19 protein-coding genes are annotated in these 16,433 nt (G+C 40.1%); 10 read left to right on the forward strand and 9 right to left on the reverse strand.

Annotated features, from left to right (window positions below; all coding sequences use genetic code 11):
• Window position 1 precedes the first annotated feature (1 nt).
• The 3 genes from pdsR to ACNSN3_RS11665 all read left to right on the forward strand — a co-directional run bounded on the left by pdsR (window position 2) and on the right by ACNSN3_RS11665 (window position 3,103).
• Window positions 2–697, forward strand: coding sequence for a proteobacterial dedicated sortase system response regulator (gene pdsR, locus ACNSN3_RS11655; protein ID WP_008111124.1), 696 nt, complete (start codon window positions 2–4; stop codon window positions 695–697).
• Window positions 691–2,826 (forward strand): proteobacterial dedicated sortase system histidine kinase, encoded by a 2,136-nt coding sequence (pdsS, locus tag ACNSN3_RS11660; protein ID WP_418607440.1) that lies wholly within the window; start codon window positions 691–693, stop codon window positions 2,824–2,826. Before pdsR ends, pdsS begins: the two co-directional genes overlap by 7 nt.
• A gap of 136 nt (window positions 2,827–2,962) precedes the next feature.
• Window positions 2,963–3,103, forward strand: coding sequence for a hypothetical protein (locus tag ACNSN3_RS11665; protein ID WP_008111127.1), 141 nt, complete (start codon window positions 2,963–2,965; stop codon window positions 3,101–3,103).
• An 11-nt stretch (window positions 3,104–3,114) separates the two neighbouring features.
• Here ACNSN3_RS11665 and ACNSN3_RS11670 read toward each other — a convergent pair whose 3' ends face one another.
• On the reverse strand, window positions 3,115–4,353 hold the full coding sequence (locus tag ACNSN3_RS11670; protein WP_418607441.1) for a multifunctional CCA addition/repair protein: 1,239 nt from the start codon (window positions 4,351–4,353) through the stop codon (window positions 3,115–3,117).
• 135 nt (window positions 4,354–4,488) lie between these two features.
• Between ACNSN3_RS11670 and ACNSN3_RS11675 the strand changes: the two genes are divergently transcribed.
• Window positions 4,489–4,707 (forward strand): hypothetical protein, encoded by a 219-nt coding sequence (locus tag ACNSN3_RS11675; RefSeq protein ID WP_036981490.1) that lies wholly within the window; start codon window positions 4,489–4,491, stop codon window positions 4,705–4,707.
• 5 nt (window positions 4,708–4,712) lie between these two features.
• On the opposite strand, the gene ACNSN3_RS11680 is transcribed toward ACNSN3_RS11675, so the two are convergent.
• Genes ACNSN3_RS11680 through ACNSN3_RS11700 form a run of 5 tightly spaced genes read right to left on the reverse strand, consistent with a single transcriptional unit; the run spans window position 4,713 to window position 9,762 of the window.
• Window positions 4,713–5,864, reverse strand: coding sequence for a murein transglycosylase domain-containing protein (locus tag ACNSN3_RS11680; protein WP_418607442.1), 1,152 nt, complete (start codon window positions 5,862–5,864; stop codon window positions 4,713–4,715).
• Between the two features lie 35 nt (window positions 5,865–5,899).
• Window positions 5,900–6,400, reverse strand: coding sequence for a DUF1543 domain-containing protein (locus tag ACNSN3_RS11685; RefSeq protein ID WP_010387662.1), 501 nt, complete (start codon window positions 6,398–6,400; stop codon window positions 5,900–5,902).
• 20 nt (window positions 6,401–6,420) lie between these two features.
• Window positions 6,421–7,770 (reverse strand): sigma 54-interacting transcriptional regulator, encoded by a 1,350-nt coding sequence (locus tag ACNSN3_RS11690; protein WP_054201833.1) that lies wholly within the window; start codon window positions 7,768–7,770, stop codon window positions 6,421–6,423.
• A gap of 2 nt (window positions 7,771–7,772) precedes the next feature.
• Window positions 7,773–8,306: a hypothetical protein gene (locus ACNSN3_RS11695; RefSeq protein WP_418607444.1), complete on the reverse strand. Its 534-nt coding sequence runs from the start codon at window positions 8,304–8,306 to the stop codon at window positions 7,773–7,775.
• 1 nt (window position 8,307) lies between these two features.
• Window positions 8,308–9,762, reverse strand: a complete 1,455-nt coding sequence (locus ACNSN3_RS11700; protein WP_138570406.1) for a HAMP domain-containing sensor histidine kinase — start codon at window positions 9,760–9,762, stop codon at window positions 8,308–8,310.
• 304 nt (window positions 9,763–10,066) lie between these two features.
• On the opposite strand from ACNSN3_RS11700, the gene ACNSN3_RS11705 reads away from it, so the two are divergent.
• From ACNSN3_RS11705 to ACNSN3_RS11725, 5 genes are all read left to right on the forward strand, one after another.
• Window positions 10,067–10,300: an EF-hand domain-containing protein gene (locus ACNSN3_RS11705; RefSeq protein WP_055012984.1), complete on the forward strand. Its 234-nt coding sequence runs from the start codon at window positions 10,067–10,069 to the stop codon at window positions 10,298–10,300.
• Between the two features lie 12 nt (window positions 10,301–10,312).
• Complete coding sequence (locus ACNSN3_RS11710) at window positions 10,313–10,540, forward strand: hypothetical protein (RefSeq protein WP_008111149.1); 228 nt, start codon at window positions 10,313–10,315, stop codon at window positions 10,538–10,540.
• Window positions 10,541–10,696: 156 nt separating this feature from the next.
• The gene (locus ACNSN3_RS11715) at window positions 10,697–10,933 is read left to right on the forward strand and encodes an EF-hand domain-containing protein (protein ID WP_010387655.1); all 237 of its coding nucleotides are present in this window, start codon (window positions 10,697–10,699) and stop codon (window positions 10,931–10,933) included.
• 8 nt (window positions 10,934–10,941) lie between these two features.
• The gene (locus ACNSN3_RS11720; protein WP_054201837.1) at window positions 10,942–11,178 is read left to right on the forward strand and encodes a calcium-binding protein; all 237 of its coding nucleotides are present in this window, start codon (window positions 10,942–10,944) and stop codon (window positions 11,176–11,178) included.
• Between the two features lie 202 nt (window positions 11,179–11,380).
• Window positions 11,381–13,069 carry an amidohydrolase gene (locus tag ACNSN3_RS11725; protein ID WP_418607447.1) on the forward strand — a complete coding sequence of 563 codons (1,689 nt, stop codon included), beginning with the start codon at window positions 11,381–11,383 and terminating at the stop codon, window positions 13,067–13,069.
• A gap of 25 nt (window positions 13,070–13,094) precedes the next feature.
• Here the strand turns inward: ACNSN3_RS11725 and ACNSN3_RS11730 are convergent, their stop codons facing one another.
• Window positions 13,095–13,331 (reverse strand): YgjV family protein, encoded by a 237-nt coding sequence (locus tag ACNSN3_RS11730; protein ID WP_010387650.1) that lies wholly within the window; start codon window positions 13,329–13,331, stop codon window positions 13,095–13,097.
• Between the two features lie 278 nt (window positions 13,332–13,609).
• Between ACNSN3_RS11730 and ACNSN3_RS11735 the strand changes: the two genes are divergently transcribed.
• Window positions 13,610–14,266 (forward strand): Crp/Fnr family transcriptional regulator, encoded by a 657-nt coding sequence (locus ACNSN3_RS11735; RefSeq protein ID WP_008111159.1) that lies wholly within the window; start codon window positions 13,610–13,612, stop codon window positions 14,264–14,266.
• A gap of 49 nt (window positions 14,267–14,315) precedes the next feature.
• Here the strand turns inward: ACNSN3_RS11735 and ACNSN3_RS11740 are convergent, their stop codons facing one another.
• Both ACNSN3_RS11740 and pepB read right to left on the reverse strand, forming a co-directional pair.
• Window positions 14,316–14,882, reverse strand: coding sequence for a phosphoribosyltransferase (locus ACNSN3_RS11740; RefSeq protein ID WP_010387648.1), 567 nt, complete (start codon window positions 14,880–14,882; stop codon window positions 14,316–14,318).
• Window positions 14,883–15,057: 175 nt separating this feature from the next.
• A complete protein-coding gene (pepB, locus tag ACNSN3_RS11745) occupies window positions 15,058–16,356 on the reverse strand; it encodes an aminopeptidase PepB (protein ID WP_054201839.1) in 1,299 nt (432 codons plus the stop codon).
• Window positions 16,357–16,433 lie beyond the last annotated feature (77 nt).

Raw genomic sequence — 16,433 nt, forward strand, 5'->3', positions numbered from 1 at the left:
AATGAAAAAAATAGCTATCGTTGAAGATGAAACTGCCATTCGCGAAAACTACATAGAAATGCTGAGCGCTCAAGGCTATCAGGTAAGTGGTTATGAAAACCGCCCTCAAGCAGAAGTCGCTTTTAAAGAAGCACTCCCCGATTTAGCCATTGTTGATATTGGCTTAGGCCATGAAATAGATGGCGGCTTTTTACTGTGCCAAACACTGCGTTCACTTTCTAAAACCTTACCAATTATTTTTTTAACCGCTCGCGACAGCGAAATAGACACCGTATGCGGCCTGCGCATGGGCGCCGATGACTACTTAACCAAAGATATTAGCTTAGCGCATTTAGCCGCGCGTATTGGTGCGCTATTTCGCCGCATGGAAGCATTAGAGCAACCCGCCGATGCCAACGCATTAATAATTCGCGGTCAACTAACACTCGACACGCAACGCATGCAGGTGCTTTGGCAGCAACAGTTGGTTGATTTAACCGTAACTGAGTTTTGGATGCTGCATTCACTCGCCCAACGACCTGGCCACGTTAAAAGCCGTAATGAGTTAATGAGCGATGCTAAAATTTATGTAGACGACAGCACCATTACCTCTCATGTAAAACGCATTCGCAAAAAGTTTATAGCACTCGATAGCCAGTTTGACTGCATTGATACCGTGTATGGCATGGGTTACAGGTGGGAGCAACCCACATGCTGAGATTTGGCCTACGCAGTAAATTTATTTTACTTTCATGCTTTTTGTTTTTGTTGCCATGGTTAGGCTACGAGTATGTATGGGAAATGGAAAAGTTTTTACGCCAAGGCCAAGAAAAAACGCTCGTAGGTACTACACGCGCACTGGCAACGGCCCTGCACGAACGCCCCGCTTTATTTGACGAACAAACCAACTTTTTAGATCAAGTTGTAAAAGGCCGCGATCTCTATGCTTATAATTTAAAGAGTCCAATTCAACTCGATGGTAAACTCAGCGACTGGGACGCTTACCAATCGCTGTTTTGGCTTTATGACAAACGCTACTTACAAACAGCCAATGATAACCATCAACTGAGCAACTTATCATTTAGCCACATGGTGGGTAAGTTTGATAATTACTTATATGCGCTCTTTAACGTCACTGACGATGCTTTAGTTTACCGTGCCAAAAACAGCCTCAGCATTACCAATAATGACTATGTAAAAATTGGCCTAAAAAACCCTGATGGGCAATTTAATACTTATATTATTGCTCCGCGCCAAGATGGCTGGGTCAACGCATTTGATGCCAATAGTAAAATGCCTTTTACTAAAATTCAGGGTTTCTTTAAAAAAACTGACACTGGTTACAACCTTGAGCTGCGCTTTCCTTTGAGTATGCTTGGCAATAAACTGGGATTTGCCATTGCCGATGTTGATAGTAAACAACCAAACCAAACCCCTAGTATAATGTCTACATCGAACTTAAATAACCCGAATGATTTAGGTTCGGTACTGGTGCCCTCCCCTGAAATAAACCGTATATTAAAAGGCATGGGCCACAGCGGCAGTCGCATTTGGGTGGTCGATAATCATCACCGTGTATTAGCGCAATCGGGCAGTATTCAAAATGCCGATGGGGTATGGGCCGATGGGCTAAAAAATCAAGCGCCAAAAACTGCGTGGCAGCGCTTTGAACAAGCCTATTTACATCCTTTGTATTATAAAATTTTAACGCGTCCTGAAGATGAATTTATAGATACTTTACACGATGTAGCTTCAATGCAAGGCGCTCATTTAGCCAAAGCACTTAAAGGCAAACCGGCCTCGTCTTGGCGACTCACTCCCGATAACAAAGCGGTAATATTATCGGCTGCGTATCCTATTTGGATCGAGGATAAGGTTATTGGGGCAGTTATAGCTGAAGAAACCACCAATGGCGTGCGTACACTGCGTAATAAATCGCTGGAAAAACTATTTAATGTGATTTTAGCGGTCATGTTAATTGGCACAGCCACTTTGTTCTTTTTTGCTTCGCGTATATCGAGCCGTATTAGACGACTGCGAGACACAGCAGAGCAAGCCATTGATGCCCAAGGACGAGTAACAGGTCATATAAATTACAGCGATGCCAATGACGAAATTGGCGACCTGTCGCGTAGCTTTTCAAATATAGTGAGCCGACTTGGTGGCTATACCGATTATTTAGAAAATATGTCGTCGCGCTTATCTCACGAGCTGCGCACACCGGTTGCGGTTGTCCGTTCATCTCTTGAAAACTTACAAAGCTTGCAGCAAAGTGAACTGAGTCAAAAATACCTTGAACGTGCTAGCGAAGGGGTTGAGCGCTTAGGAAAAATAATTACCACCATGAGCGAGGCAACCCGCCTTGAGCAAAGTATTCAAAGTAATGAGCCAGAGCAGTTTGATTTACAAAAAGTAATTAGTGGCTGTATGCAGGGCTACCAACTTACTTATCCTAACCAGTTCTTTACACTCAACATTTGCCAAAGCACACTGTTGATGCAAGGTGCCCCTGAATTTATAGCGCAACTGCTCGATAAGCTAATTAATAATGCCTTGGAATTTAGTGAAGCTAACACTGCAATTGAAGTCAGCCTTAAGCAAAATGAAAGCAAAGCAACATTAACGGTAAGTAATACAGGTACTTTATTGCCTGAGGGACTTACTGAACATATTTTTGATTCTATGGTATCGGTGCGCAGCCAACAAATGCAGCAACAACCGCATTTAGGCTTAGGGCTTTATATTGTAAGACTAGTGTGTGATTACCACAAAGGTACAGTAACGGCGCACAATAATGAGCAAGGTAATGGGGTGGTATTTACTGTGAGCTTGCCTTTGAGTAATTAAATAAAGCGGTTTAGCTATAAATCGCTTGCTCGTAAAGTCTGTCAGTTACAATTTAAGTTATGCACAAATGTAACTATTCACTTTTAATTCATTCGTTCAATCTTAAGGTAACGGTTATTCTCTAGGAGGAAAAACTATGAACGAATTATTAGAACGTGAAGAAATAGAATTTATTCTTGATTTATATCGCCCAAATACAGCGAATGAACAATCACCAGCAAGCGCTCTAAAAAGAGCAAAAGCTTCTACAAAGCATGCGATGCAGGCAAGGGCTTAACCCCCGCCCCATTAGTTAAGCTGTAAAAACGCTTTAATGCAGTCTATTTCAGCCTGCTTAACCGTTTCGCCTATTTCGGGGCCTTTTTTGCCGCTTTTAAGCGCGTCTTGCACTATCTGTTTTTTATCCATTTTTTGTAGTTCGTTGTGAATAGCACGTAATTTAGCGGCTTGTGGATAGGGCTTATCCACCAGCGTTTCGCCTCGTCCTTGTGCATCACACTGGCACGCTTGAGTAAAGGCAATAAAACGCTCTGGATGCACTAGCGCATTTAAATTAGTGACGATTAATTTATGAATAGTTTGCGGTCTTAACTGTTCAAGCGTGTGGCAAAGGGTATGGTTATCACTGGTAAGCACGCCTATATCACGAAAGCGATTAGGTACTTTTAAACGTTCACAAAACGCCTCAACTACAGCAACCCCTTCACGTTCATGGCCGCGTAAATTACCGCGTTTTTTATAGCTTAGTGCTTTACCAAAATCATGGGTTAAGGCGGCAAACCGCGTTTCTAGGTTAAAGCCTAAATCGGCTGCTCGTCTAAGCACTAGCATGGTATGGACAAACACATCGCCCTCGGGATGATGATTTGCCGGCTGCGGGGTGTTTTTCATCTGCTCTATTTCAGGAAAAATACCTAACCCATCTAATGCTTGGAAATAAAGCTCAGGGTGTTTTTCGCCAAGCGCTTTTTCTGTTTCAAGCCAGACTCGCTCTGGTACTAGATGTTCCAACTCGCCTTTATTTTTAAGCTCATGCATTAATGCAGTAGTACTTGGATGAATAGACCAGTCGCTACCATAACGCGCTAAAAAGCGAGCAATACGCAATACCCGAACAGGGTCTTCTACAAATGCGTGTGTGGTGTGGCGCAGTATTTTATTTTTTAAATCAGCTTGACCATTAAAAGGATCAATAATGGTGCCGTTTTCGTCTAGTGCCATAGAGTTAATGGTTAAATCTCGGCGTGCTAAATCTTCTTCAAGAGTTACGTTTGGGCTGGCATCCACCACAAAGCCGGTATAACCTTTACCACTTTTACGCTCAGTGCGCCCTAGTGCATATTCTTCTTTAGTGTTTGGGTGTAAGTAAACTGGAAAATCGCTGCCAATGGGTAAAAATCCGAGCGCTTCCATTGTCTCTGGCGTTTCACCAATAACAACATAGTCATTATCTTTTGATTGTATGTTTAGCAGTTTATCTCGCACTGCTCCACCCACTAGGTAAACTTGCTTTAAACTCTGTTGCACTTTATTCCCAACCACTACTTTTAAGCTTTTCTTTGATGTTAATCATACCTAATAGTCATTAAAAAATCTGTGTTGTTTGCCAAGCTTTATTAAGCTCATTACAATAGCGCATTATTTTTTAATACCTAACAGCGAATGAAAAACCACTCAGCAAAAAAAGAACTTATGTTACTGCCCATCCTTTTGGTGGTTATTATTATGTGTGTTGCAGGGCATTTCTTGCTACAGGCTAATTTTCAAGACAGCCATTTGGTTGAGTATTTGTTAGCTGCAATCCCATTTGCTATGTTTGGCTTAGTAATAGTAGCCTTTAAAATGGCAGCCAAAAGTGAACAACAAGAAAATGATGAGTAAATAAGTTACTGATAGTTTTTTTCTGCTTTAGTGACTTTGTATAAATAGCGTCTTGATTCTGCACGTGAGTGCTTAGTGGTGAGAATATTATAAAACTGGCTTGCAGTAAGCTGGTTTATTTGTGAAAACGCCACACTTCTATTTTTATTAAATATGCGCAGTACATTACCCGCCCCGCCGTTATAAGACGAGATCATGGCAAAGTGCTTACTTTTGTCGGTACTAATTTTGTTTAAGTAGTTATTTTTTAAAATACTTAAATAGGCGCTGCCTATATCGATATTATATTTTGGATTAAACAATACTGCTTTGGTTGGCTGCCCAGGTACTTTTTTTATTTTTTGGTATACATCGCGCCCTGCGGTAGCCGGGATCACTTGCATTAATCCATAGGCGTTTGATGAGCTCACCGCATGTGGATTAAAGCTACTTTCGGTTTCAATAATGGCATAAATAAGTGCTGCCGATATTTGATATTTTTTTGCAGCCGCCAGCACATAAGCACTGTACTTTTGCTTTCTTAAATGAGCATTTTGCTCTACTAAATCAAAGCTAACCGACGAAATAACGTGCCCATATTGACGTTGCTTTTTTAAATTATTATTTACTAAATAACGCGCAAATCGATTAGCACGCCAGCTATATTTTATGGGTAACTTATCTTGATCGAGCACTTGTTGGTATAAAAACGGCTCGCCTTCTAAAATTGGCGCTTCGCTGGTAAAAATATCGGTTTTATCGGGATCGCTAGAGGTCAGTAAAGTCATAACAATGGCCTGCTGTAACAAGCTTATTGTATTTTTTAACGCGATGGTTTCTACTTTTACAGTGCCTTGCTCAAAATCAATAATGGCACGAGCTTGGTAATCATTACTGTATTTTACGTATTTTTTGGCACTAGGTTGCTGAGTGTTTTGTTTACCCCACTTGCGCCCAACAACGCTTTCTAATGCGGCTAAAAGCTGTTTTACGCTACCAACCTGTGCCTTAATAGAACGGTGTGTTTTTTGTGCTTGCTTGTGAATTGCAACCACGTCAGTAGGAGCGTTTTTTATTTGCTTTACCAGTTTATTTAAATCAACAACGGGCGGTAAACCTGACAGTGATTTACAGCCACTTAAGCCAACTAGCAAAAGTATAAACGCATACTTTTTCACACAACATCCTAATAAACTTAATAAATCCTCATTTATTATAATACATGATAACCAAACCAGTCAGGTTTAATTGTTTGTGCTTGACCACTTGGGGTTAGTTTAATATTAAGCTGGCTATCGAGTAAATCTATAGCAAAGCAATCATCAACATCATGTAAATCATCTTTGTGTAGATGGCTAAGCCCTGCTAGTAAATCATTTTTAGCGCGCTGTTTTGCTTCTTCACTACTGCTGGCAACATACAAAGCAAAGTCGTGTTGCTCTGCTAGTGAGTCGCTTCTGTAAGCACCTAAGTTAACAAAATAAAGCTGCTTATTTTGCTCTACATAACTATCAACTACCTCGACTTTATAACCATCAATGTGATTAACCGCCATGTAGCTATCCATGTGTACGCTATTTTTGTCGCCTACCCACTGACTTTTAAGCTTGCTATAAGTTTGCTCAATGTTTTGACCTACCACAAAGCGTACGTCGTGCATTTCTATGTGGCAACCTTGAATACGCCCACCTAAATACACCATAAATAACTGCATGCTCACTTCCTTTTTTAAAATTACATTAAGCTATCTACGTCAATTTCATGCTTTTTAATCAGCTTATAAAAATCAGAACGATTACGCTTGGCAAGCTTTGCACCTTCGGCCACATTACCCCCTGCCATTTTCAGGGTATTGATAACGTAATCTCGCTCAAACTCTTTTTTAGCGTCGTTAAGCGAAAGTGGCTCAACGTTATTTTCATTGCTATTTAACGCACTAAGCACTAAATGCTCAGATATAACGTCACTTGGTGTTAAGGCAACCACCTGCTCCACTACATTTTGTAATTGACGAATATTACCTGGCCAATCATACCTTACCAATGCATGCATGGCATCGTTTGCAAAACGTTTTTCTTTTTGCTCCATACGTTTTGCAATATTGGCGCTAAAAAAGTTGGCTAATAAGCTAATATCTTCACGGCGCTCTCGCAGCGGAGGAAGTTTGAGGTTTACTACGTTTAAACGATAATATAAATCTTCTCTAAACTCTTGATTGCTAATAGCTTCAGGCAGGTTTTTATGGGTCGCTGAAACAATTCGCACATTAATGGGGATTTCTTCTTGAAAACCGACTGGGCGAATGGTTTTTTCTTGCAGCACGCGTAATAACTTAACTTGTAAATTTAGCGGCATATCACCAATTTCATCTAGAAATAAGGTCCCCCCTTGCGCTTGCTGAAACAGACCTTGGTGATCTTTTACCGCCCCTGTAAATGCGCCTTTTTTGTGACCAAATAACTCCGATTCTAATAACTCACCAGGGACTGCACCACAGTTAATAGCCACAAATGGGCCATCACTAACATGGCTGTGCTGATGAATTGCCTGTGCAAGCAGCTCCTTACCCGTTCCACTAGCACCAGAGATAAGTACATTTACCTGAGTAGGGCCTAGTAATTTAACTTGCTCTAGCAAATGCAGCATTGCGCCACTGCGAGTAACAATATTGCTTTGCGGAGTAATATCATCATTATTCACCCCATGTATTTCTATGGCTTTAGCTAAGCTATCGAATAGCTCATCTTTATCAACTGGCTTAGTAATAAAGGCAAAAATACCTTGCTTAGTCGCCTCTACCGCATCAGGAATTGAACCATGAGCCGTCATCATAATTACAGGTAGTGCTGGGTAGCGGCTTTGCAATTGTCGGTGCAGTGCCATTCCATCCATTTCATCCATTCTTAAATCGGTGATCACCGCATCAAATACTTGGCTTTTAAGTATTTGTAATGCATTCATGCCACTATCACACGTTGTTACTTCATAACCTTTTGATTGAATTCGAATTGCCAGTAACTGCAGTAAGCTGGCATCGTCATCAACGAGTAACACTTTAGCGCTTGATGGAAGTGTGACTGACATAGTTACTGCTCCTTGGTTTCTTCACGTAATAAAAGTTGCTGTTCAATTGCAGCTAATGACGATAAGGTTTTTTGCATTTCAGCGTTTAATGCTTGCTGTTGTTTTTTTGCATTTATTTGCATTAATACCTGCTGCTTTTGCAGCCATAAATAGTGTTTTATATCGTCTGGCCAATAGTAAGCTTGATCTAGCTTAAGCAATTGACTCATAACAGTATCAGGGTCGCGACTAAGGTTGACGCATGCGGTATTAAAAAATGCCTTAAGTGCTTGCTCCCCTAAGTAAGTCTTATTGTCAGGCGTTAATTTAAAGCCACCACACTGATGGGCATGCCATGCAATAACTTGCGCTGCGGGCGGATACATAAGATCTAGTTTTGGCCGCGGCTTTGGATTGGGCTGGTTGCTTTTATTATCGGGCTGAGTTTGAGCTATTAGCTTAGATTTAGCTGGTGTTTGAGTGTTGGTTAATTCACACCCAGATAAAAAAACGAGACTGCTGGTTAGCCATAAAATAGCCATTAAACGCGCAGACATATTATTTAACTCCTTTATTTTTATAGGGGATGACAATGTTAAATCGACAGCCTTGCGGCTCATTATGCTCAATAGTTAACTTACCCTGTAACTGTTCAACCGACTCTTTTACTATGGTAAGGCCTAAACCACTGCCTTGAAGACTAATCTCTTTACTGTGTTTACCTTGATAAAAAGCGCCAAAAACATATTCTTTTTCATGCTCTTTAATACCGCAGCCCTCATCAGCAACCTGTATAATTAAGCTATTGCTTTCTAAACTTAAGCTAATCGACACTGCTTGGTTTGACTGTGAAAACTTTAAACCATTAGAGATTAACTGAATTAAAATCATTTCAATTAATTCTCTCGGTAAATTAAGTGCAACTGTCGGTAAGCTATTGTGCCAAATAAGCGACTGCTCTCGTGCATTTAACCTATGTTCAAAATGATTACTTACCTTTTTTATTAGCTGGTTAAATTCCACTTCACTAACATTATCTTTACTGGTTCGAATCGCGTTATAACTTAACAAGCTGTCTATCATAGTGCGTAATCGCACCATAGATTGACTAATTAACTCAAGCACTGCTTTTTGCTCATTATTAATTGGCCCAACAATTTCATCGGCTAATAACTCAGTGCCCTCAACCATAGAGGCCAAAGGCGTTTTTAATTCGTGAGTAACATGGCGTAAAAACGTATCTTTTTGCTGCTCTAGCATATGCAATTGCGCCTGCACCCACTGCAACTTGTTACCTAGTTCAATGAGTTCAGCTGATCCCTGCACTGATATTTTTTGCTGCCAATCTCCTTGGCCTAATTTATCAATAACGGAGGTTAAACCTTTTAAACGGCCACTTATCCGCCATAAAAACCCACCGCCAACAAGTAAGGTTAAAGGCGTAAGTGCCACTAACCAGTTTATAAAGGAGGCTTGTAAATTTGTCAGTTTAATTTGGTTTTGAGTGATTTTAGCTTCATTGGTTTCGCGCAACCACATTGTTAGATCTGCCAGTATTTCACTAATTGGCACAAACAACTCTGCTTGCTCACGAGCTTCAACCACCAGTTTGGTATGCGCTGCTTTTAGCGTATCTGTTAACCGTTGCCATTGTTGAGTACTTTGCTGGCTGCTAGAAAGCCGTTTAAGCTCATTTATATTGTCCAGCGATGACTGCCATTTATCCACGATAAGTTTATCGAGTGAATCGCTTTTTAAAACCCAGTTTTGCCTTGTTGCCCTTTCTAAACTATTGAGCTCTTGTTTAAGTGCATTAAACGACTTGGTTACTTGGTAGTTATTACTGACAATTTGCTGTGTGACCGCTAATTGTTTATTCAATACATTTAAAAATACAATAACCACAATAGACAAAGGCAAGAGTGACAACAGCATACTCATTACAAACTGGCCAATCAAATTAGGACGCCAGTTTACCAATGCTTTATATTTTTCAGCCATGATTGCAGGCATACACTAATCCTTTACTACTTTTAAGCGCTCTATTATTAAGCGCTCAACTTATACACTCGCTGAACCAAATACATTTTTGAGAGCAAAATCGTTGCAATGTCGCACAATTGCGACAAGTTAAACACTTGATTTAAAAATAGTAAAAAACTCTAACTAAGAAAATGTTGCATAAAACACACAACCGTCGGTAAATATTACTCATTAAAAACAAGTTAAAAAATTAAACCATTGATTTTTAATAAAAATTAAAGCTGGCACTATAATTGTAATACGCTTATAAATATTAATTTTTAAAGGCCAAGGAATGACTAAAGGTTATTTAAAATCTACTGCCTTAATAGCGTTATGTTTAACGAGTAGCCATATATTTGCGCTTGATGTGAATACAGCATTTTACAGCCTAGATAAAGACAGCAACGGTACATTAAGCGAAGCAGAGGCAGGCGAAGATGCATTACTGCATGAGAATTTTGCACAAATAGACAAGAATGAAGACGGACAACTATCGTTCGATGAATTTAAACAGTTTGTAAAATAAAGGAGTATATTTATGAAACAATTAATTGGTGCTTTTTCGCTACTATTTTTAGCTATTAGCGCGACGGCATTGGCATCGTCGTTAAATGTACGTTTTATGCATTTAGATAAAAATATGGACGGCCAAATATCGCTCACTGAGGCCAAACAAGATAAGCAGCTGCTTAAGCAGTTTACTGATTTAGACAAAGACAATAACGAGATGATTTCTAAAAAAGAGTTCGAAAACTTTAAACCTTAAGTTTAGATTCAAGTTAAGTTTTATATTATAGAGTTAAAAGCATTTGCCATAATCCCTGAGGGAGTGTGTAAACGGATTTAATGTTGGGAGTTAAATTATGGCAAGTGCTTTCTTTCAATACTGCCAGCAATTAAAATACACCTTGGAACGCCAACTATGAGAATACTGCTTCCCTTTATTGGTGCTTTACTTTTTATCAGCCAAAGTGCATTCGCACTTGATGTAAAGCAACGCTTTGACCACTTGGACAAAAATAATGATGGATATTTAACCCATAGCGAGCTTGCTGCTCAGCCTCAGCTATTAAACTCATTTTCAAATTGGGATGAAAATCAAGATAACAGAATTTCTTTAACTGAGTTTAAAAACTACTTAACCACTAACCTGTACTGAGCATTTATATGAAGCCTTTTCATAATATTATTTTACTAACACTGACTGTTTTTAGCTGTATGAGTTTTGCAACAAGCAGTTATATTGCCGAAAAGTTTGAAAAACTTGACCGCAACCAAGATGGCTTTTTGACTCGTTCTGAAGCTGCCAGTGATCCAGCTTTGTGGTCACGCTTTAGCAGCTATGACAGTGACAAAGATGCACAATTATCATTAAGCGAATACACCTTGTACGCCAGTAAATAAATAGCCTCCTCAAATAAAGCTTGGTTAACAATATCAAGCTTTAGAAAGTTAAACCCCATTGTTAACACATCCTATTTCACCCTTAACTTGTTGCTTGATTTAGCTAAAGGCTGACTTATACGACGCTTAATAAATTATGCTATTGGTATTCTAAATTTGAGTTTGCTACTGTGATAGTACAAATAATAACAATGTGCGTCTTATGCAACTGATAAAACTAATAAAACCTATATTGCTAGCAAGCCTTTGTGCCGTCACTAGCGTGGCAATAGCACAAACTCAAGTCATTTATAATGCCAATGGTTACTCACCTTTGTATAAAGGAAAAATGCGCCATGGCGAAGTAAACACATTTACAACCTTAGTTATAAAAGATGGCAAAGTAGTTAAAACAGGTCCAGACAGCTTGAAAAATAGCTTTCCGGGCGCAACCCTAATTGACGCGAAAGGCAAAACACTACTCCCAGGACTCATTGATGCCCATGGACATGTCATCGGGCTAGGTAGTAATTTGTCGCAACTTGATGTGCGCGGTGCAAAGTCGGTAGATGAAGTAACCGCTAAACTCAAGGAATTTGCCAAAGATAAAAAAGGTTGGATCATTGGTCGAGGCTGGAACCAAGAGCTATGGTCAAATACTCGCTTTCCTACGGCCGCTGACTTAGACAAAGTCGTTAACGATCGCCCTGTTATTTTATCGCGAGTAGATGGTCACGCCATTTGGGTTAACTCAAAAGCATTAGAACTTGCCAATATTAACGCTGACACACCAGCCCCAGCTGGCGGAGAAATTATAAAAGGTGAGTTTGGTAAACCTACCGGCATTTTTATTGATAAAGCAGAAACCTTAATTACTCAACATATGCCTGTAACGTCTGCACAATCGGTCAGTAATGCATTAGATGCCGCAGGTAAACACTTACTAAGCCTAGGTATTACCTCAACTCATGATGCAGGTATTGATAGAACCACATGGCAAGTTTATAAACAACGTGCCGAGTTAGGTACATTACCGCTTAGAATTGTAGCAATGTTAAGTGCAGCAAGCCCAGATTTAAACATGATGCTTAAAGCCGGTCGTTATCAAGATGCGCAGGACTTTTTATCTATCCGCAGTGTAAAAATTTATGCTGATGGCGCATTAGGGTCACGTGGTGCTGCGCTTATTGAAGAATACGCTGATAGAGCCAACCATTTTGGCCTTATGCTTGAAACCCAACAAAAGCTAGAGCAATTATTTACCCTGACTTTTAAAAATGGTTTTAGCGCTAACACACATGCAATTGGCGATAGAGCAAATAAAATTGTGCTAGATGCCTATCAAAATGTATTTAAACAAACCGGTGGCATACTACTGCGCAATCGTATGGAGCATGCACAAATAGTCTCGCCAGAGGATATCCCGCGCTTTAAAACCCTGAAAATAATTCCATCTATGCAACCTGTGCATGCCACATCAGACATGCATATGGCTGAGCAGCGTTTAACCGACAAACAATTACAAGGCGCTTATGCTTGGCAAACATTTTTAGACCAAGGTTCAACGATTGCGGCGGGGTCTGATTACCCTGTCGAACTAGCGAACCCATTTGATGGTTTATATTCTGCGATAACGCGCATGGATCATAATCAACTGCCTGAAAACGGTTGGCGCGCCAGTGAGGTATTGAGCAGAGAAGATGCATTACGTGCGTTTACCCTTGGCGGCGCGTATGCAGCGCATCAAGAGTTTAAAGTAGGTAGTTTAGAGCAAGGTAAATGGGCTGACTTTATACTGGTTGATCAAGACTACTTTAAAGTACCTATTGAGCAGCTTTATAAAACTCAGGTATTGCAAACGTGGATAGCAGGTAAATTACGCTACCAAAAAGATTCAGCAAAGTCTGAGTAAAAACAAAAAAGGGTTAACTTAAACGTTAACCCTTTTTTGTATCAGCCCTAGACTGACGATATAACTTAATAATGTGATATATATTGACCAGAGCTAACAAGCCATTAGTAAATGCCACCGGTACAGAACCGATTGCTGTACCGTAAAAAGTAAACGCAATACAGCCCAATAAATTAAACCAACGCAGTTTGGTTACATCGGTCATGGTCAAAGAAATAACTAGTAAAACGGATGCTAAATAACCTAAATATTCCCAACTCAATTGTTCTCTCCCAGGCTTTAGGTTAATATTACTAGCTAAATTTTAGTACATTATTAAAAACTGCTGCTTAGCAGTTTAAATAAAAAAGCTAACTTACCAATAAAACCTTAAAATATACTGGTTTTACCCACAATTTTTTAATCATTACACGGTAGAATGAAGGTCATTTAACGCCATTAAATAAATAACGGCGTGGGTAAGTTAGCGTAAATTCTTAATCTTAATGCTATCGTCATTAAGGTGTAATAAATAGGACATTTGTCCGAAGAGCATGATTGATGTTTCAATACCATTTTTCCAGTTACCTTGTTGAACAGCTGCTGACATTTGCCGGCAGTAGTTATCAGCAATCAAAAAAAGAAATATTAATACAGCAAGACCAACCACTCACTAAGTTGGTATTGGTGCGAAGTGGTACTGTATCGTTTAGTTACGATGTAGGAAATGGCCGACGCCTGCTACTTGGCCAGCTCGACTGTAACAACACCTTGATTGGCGAAATTGAAGCACTGAATAATAACCCGTGTATTTACACGGTAACCTGCTTCAGTGATGTAACGTATAATCTTATTGAGCTAAAGCATTGGCGCTCATTATTGCTCGATAAACCAGAACTGAGCCTATACACAGCGCAAACCATTGCCGCTAAGTTTCAAGAAAATCAAAAAATTAACTTAGATAAACTGTTACTTCCCTTAAGCTACAACATTGCTAAAGACTGTTTATTGCGTGCGGAGAATAACAACCCCACTTTATTGCGTGCTTATCCTACGGTAAATGCAGAAGCAGAGCGCTTTGCAACCACTGAACGTGCATACCGACGGGTAGTGAGTGAGTTAGTAGAAAAAAACCTAGTGCAACGAAGCACTCAAGGGCTGCAAGCTGTCGATATTCCTAAACTCAGTGACTATGTAGATAGCTTTGCACAGCTTTAAAGACAATAAAAAAGGCCATTAAGGCCTTTTTTATTGAGCAAAATCACGTTTATTTTTCAAGTAAAATATCGTGGATTTTAGCTAAATCAGATTTGCCTTCAATAATTTCATCCGGCGTTAACCCTGATAATTCATGCGGGAATACTAACCATTCTTCAGACTCATGAATGTAGTAATCAGGCACTGTATCTACTTTTGAGTTTTTTGGCTTGTAGTATGGACAAGCAATACGAATATCACTCGGTAAGTTTAAGCGCATTAGTTCAGAAAGCTTCTCTTTCAACGCCACAATACTCCGACCTGAGTCAAACACATCATCCACAATCAGTAATGAATCACCCGCATTCGCGTTTTCAACAATGTAGTGTAAACCATGTACTTTGATTTCTTTTGATTGCTTGCCAATACCGTAATAAGACGACGTACGCACCGCAATATGATCGGTCTCTATGCCTTTGTAGTCATAATATTCTTGAACTGCGATCCCGATTGGAGCACCACCGCGCCATATACCAATAATAAAATCTGGACGAAAGCCATCTTTATACACTTGTGCCGCTACGCGGAATGAATCTTCAAGTAATTGTTGAGCCGTGATATAGCACTTTTCTGACATAGTAAGGATCCCAGTGGTATGTATAATATTTGAGCGAGGTTTAAATAAAATAGATGCTCAAACACGTATTGGCGAAGGATTTTACCGTAAATAAAACAAAATTGCTTGTATGGCGGATAAAAAAATAGGCACCTTAAGGTACCTATTTTTTAACTAATTGCTTAATCTGAATTGATTAGGCCTTTTCAAGCAAGGTGCGCGCTACTGTACGCATACCTTGGGTAGTTGCACCTGAAGCCCACTGACTAGTGCCACCACCCATATTAAATGCAGCCGCTAAATCAATGTGTACCCAACCTTTGCCATCGTTTGGCACAAAGCGAGATAAGAAACCTGCTGCATTTGAAGCACCACCATAACCACCGCCTTTTTGTGCACGGCTGTTTGCTGTATCTGCATACGGTGATGGGCAGTTTTGTTGATGCCACTTTTCAAGCGGTAATGGCCAAGCGGCTTCCATTTCTTGTGATGCAAAGTCTTCTACTTCACGCACTAGCTCTTTATCAAGGGCAAATAACGCGTTGTATTCTTGACCAACGGCAACAAGGGCTGCGCCCGTCAATGTTGCTGCATCAATAATAAGTGGTGCACCTGTCTCACCTGCCGCCATAAGGCCATCAGCTAATACTAAACGACCTTCAGCATCTGTGTTTACAATTTCAACGCTTGTGCCATTTTTGTAGGTAAGAATGTCACCTAGTTTGTATGCATGACCGGAAATTAAGTTCTCAGCACAACATAAAAACAACTTAATACGCTTTTCAACACCACGGTTAATCGCCAATGCTAAACCTGCGGTAACTGTTGCCGCTCCGCCCATGTCGCATTTCATGCCTAACATGCCTTCGCTAGACTTAATTGAGTAACCACCTGAGTCAAATGTAATACCTTTACCTACAAGTGCAGCGCTTACTGGTGCGTTATCATCGCCAGTTGGATTGTAATCAAGCTCAAGTAACACTGGTGGGCGTTCACTACCACGACCTACAGCATGAATACCAATCCATTGCTGCTCTAATAGCGCATCACCTTTTATTATTTGATAGCTAACATGCTCTGGCGCCAGTGATTGAATAAATTCAGCCGCTTTTTCTGCTAGGCTCTCTGGGTAAATGTCATCGGCGGTGCCGTTAACCATTTCACGCGCCCACGTTGCTGATGCTTTTAAATCAGCAAGTTCTTTTAAATCTGATTGTGCATTATCAACAAACTCAACACCGTGCAGTACTTTTGGTGATACAAAGCCTTGGTAAAATGCCCATTGGCTCTCTGTACACCAAACATCGCCTTCAAGCACAACACTTTTAATGCCTTGGCTGGCAATAGTACGACCTGCTTTTTGCACGTTTTTTAATGTTTCTTGCTCAGATAAATGAACTGTTGCGCCGTGTTCGTTAAAAGATAGTGACGCACTTTCGCCCCAGTGTCCTGGTGCCGACTGCTCGCTTAATTGAACAACAAATTTTTCACTCATGTTAGAATATCCTTGCACTTAAATGTGTGGTTGAGTTTACTATAGCGCGCTTAAGTTCCCAACAGCTTGCGGTAAAT

The sequence above is a fragment of the Pseudoalteromonas sp. US3C1004 genome (assembly GCF_048401065.1).
Taxonomy (GTDB): Bacteria; Pseudomonadota; Gammaproteobacteria; order Enterobacterales; family Alteromonadaceae; genus Pseudoalteromonas; species Pseudoalteromonas undina.

What these genes read in the sequence shown, in the direction of transcription:
- pdsR (WP_008111124.1), top strand. Translation starts at nt 2, where the DNA reads ATGAAAAAAATAGCTATCGTTGAAGATGAAACTGCCATTCGCGAAAAC.
- ACNSN3_RS11710 (WP_008111149.1), top strand. Translation starts at nt 10,313, where the DNA reads ATGAAACAATTAATTGGTGCTTTTTCGCTACTATTTTTAGCTATTAGC.
- ACNSN3_RS11725 (WP_418607447.1), top strand. Translation starts at nt 11,381, where the DNA reads ATGCAACTGATAAAACTAATAAAACCTATATTGCTAGCAAGCCTTTGT.
- ACNSN3_RS11675 (WP_036981490.1), top strand. Translation starts at nt 4,489, where the DNA reads ATGAAAAACCACTCAGCAAAAAAAGAACTTATGTTACTGCCCATCCTT.
- ACNSN3_RS11700 (WP_138570406.1), bottom strand. Translation starts at nt 9,762, where the DNA reads ATGCCTGCAATCATGGCTGAAAAATATAAAGCATTGGTAAACTGGCGT.
- ACNSN3_RS11740 (WP_010387648.1), bottom strand. Translation starts at nt 14,882, where the DNA reads ATGTCAGAAAAGTGCTATATCACGGCTCAACAATTACTTGAAGATTCA.
- ACNSN3_RS11735 (WP_008111159.1), top strand. Translation starts at nt 13,610, where the DNA reads ATGTTTCAATACCATTTTTCCAGTTACCTTGTTGAACAGCTGCTGACA.
- ACNSN3_RS11715 (WP_010387655.1), top strand. Translation starts at nt 10,697, where the DNA reads ATGAGAATACTGCTTCCCTTTATTGGTGCTTTACTTTTTATCAGCCAA.
- pdsS (WP_418607440.1), top strand. Translation starts at nt 691, where the DNA reads ATGCTGAGATTTGGCCTACGCAGTAAATTTATTTTACTTTCATGCTTT.
- pepB (WP_054201839.1), bottom strand. Translation starts at nt 16,356, where the DNA reads ATGAGTGAAAAATTTGTTGTTCAATTAAGCGAGCAGTCGGCACCAGGA.
- ACNSN3_RS11705 (WP_055012984.1), top strand. Translation starts at nt 10,067, where the DNA reads ATGACTAAAGGTTATTTAAAATCTACTGCCTTAATAGCGTTATGTTTA.
- ACNSN3_RS11690 (WP_054201833.1), bottom strand. Translation starts at nt 7,770, where the DNA reads ATGTCAGTCACACTTCCATCAAGCGCTAAAGTGTTACTCGTTGATGAC.
- ACNSN3_RS11720 (WP_054201837.1), top strand. Translation starts at nt 10,942, where the DNA reads ATGAAGCCTTTTCATAATATTATTTTACTAACACTGACTGTTTTTAGC.
- ACNSN3_RS11695 (WP_418607444.1), bottom strand. Translation starts at nt 8,306, where the DNA reads ATGTCTGCGCGTTTAATGGCTATTTTATGGCTAACCAGCAGTCTCGTT.
- ACNSN3_RS11665 (WP_008111127.1), top strand. Translation starts at nt 2,963, where the DNA reads ATGAACGAATTATTAGAACGTGAAGAAATAGAATTTATTCTTGATTTA.
- ACNSN3_RS11685 (WP_010387662.1), bottom strand. Translation starts at nt 6,400, where the DNA reads ATGCAGTTATTTATGGTGTATTTAGGTGGGCGTATTCAAGGTTGCCAC.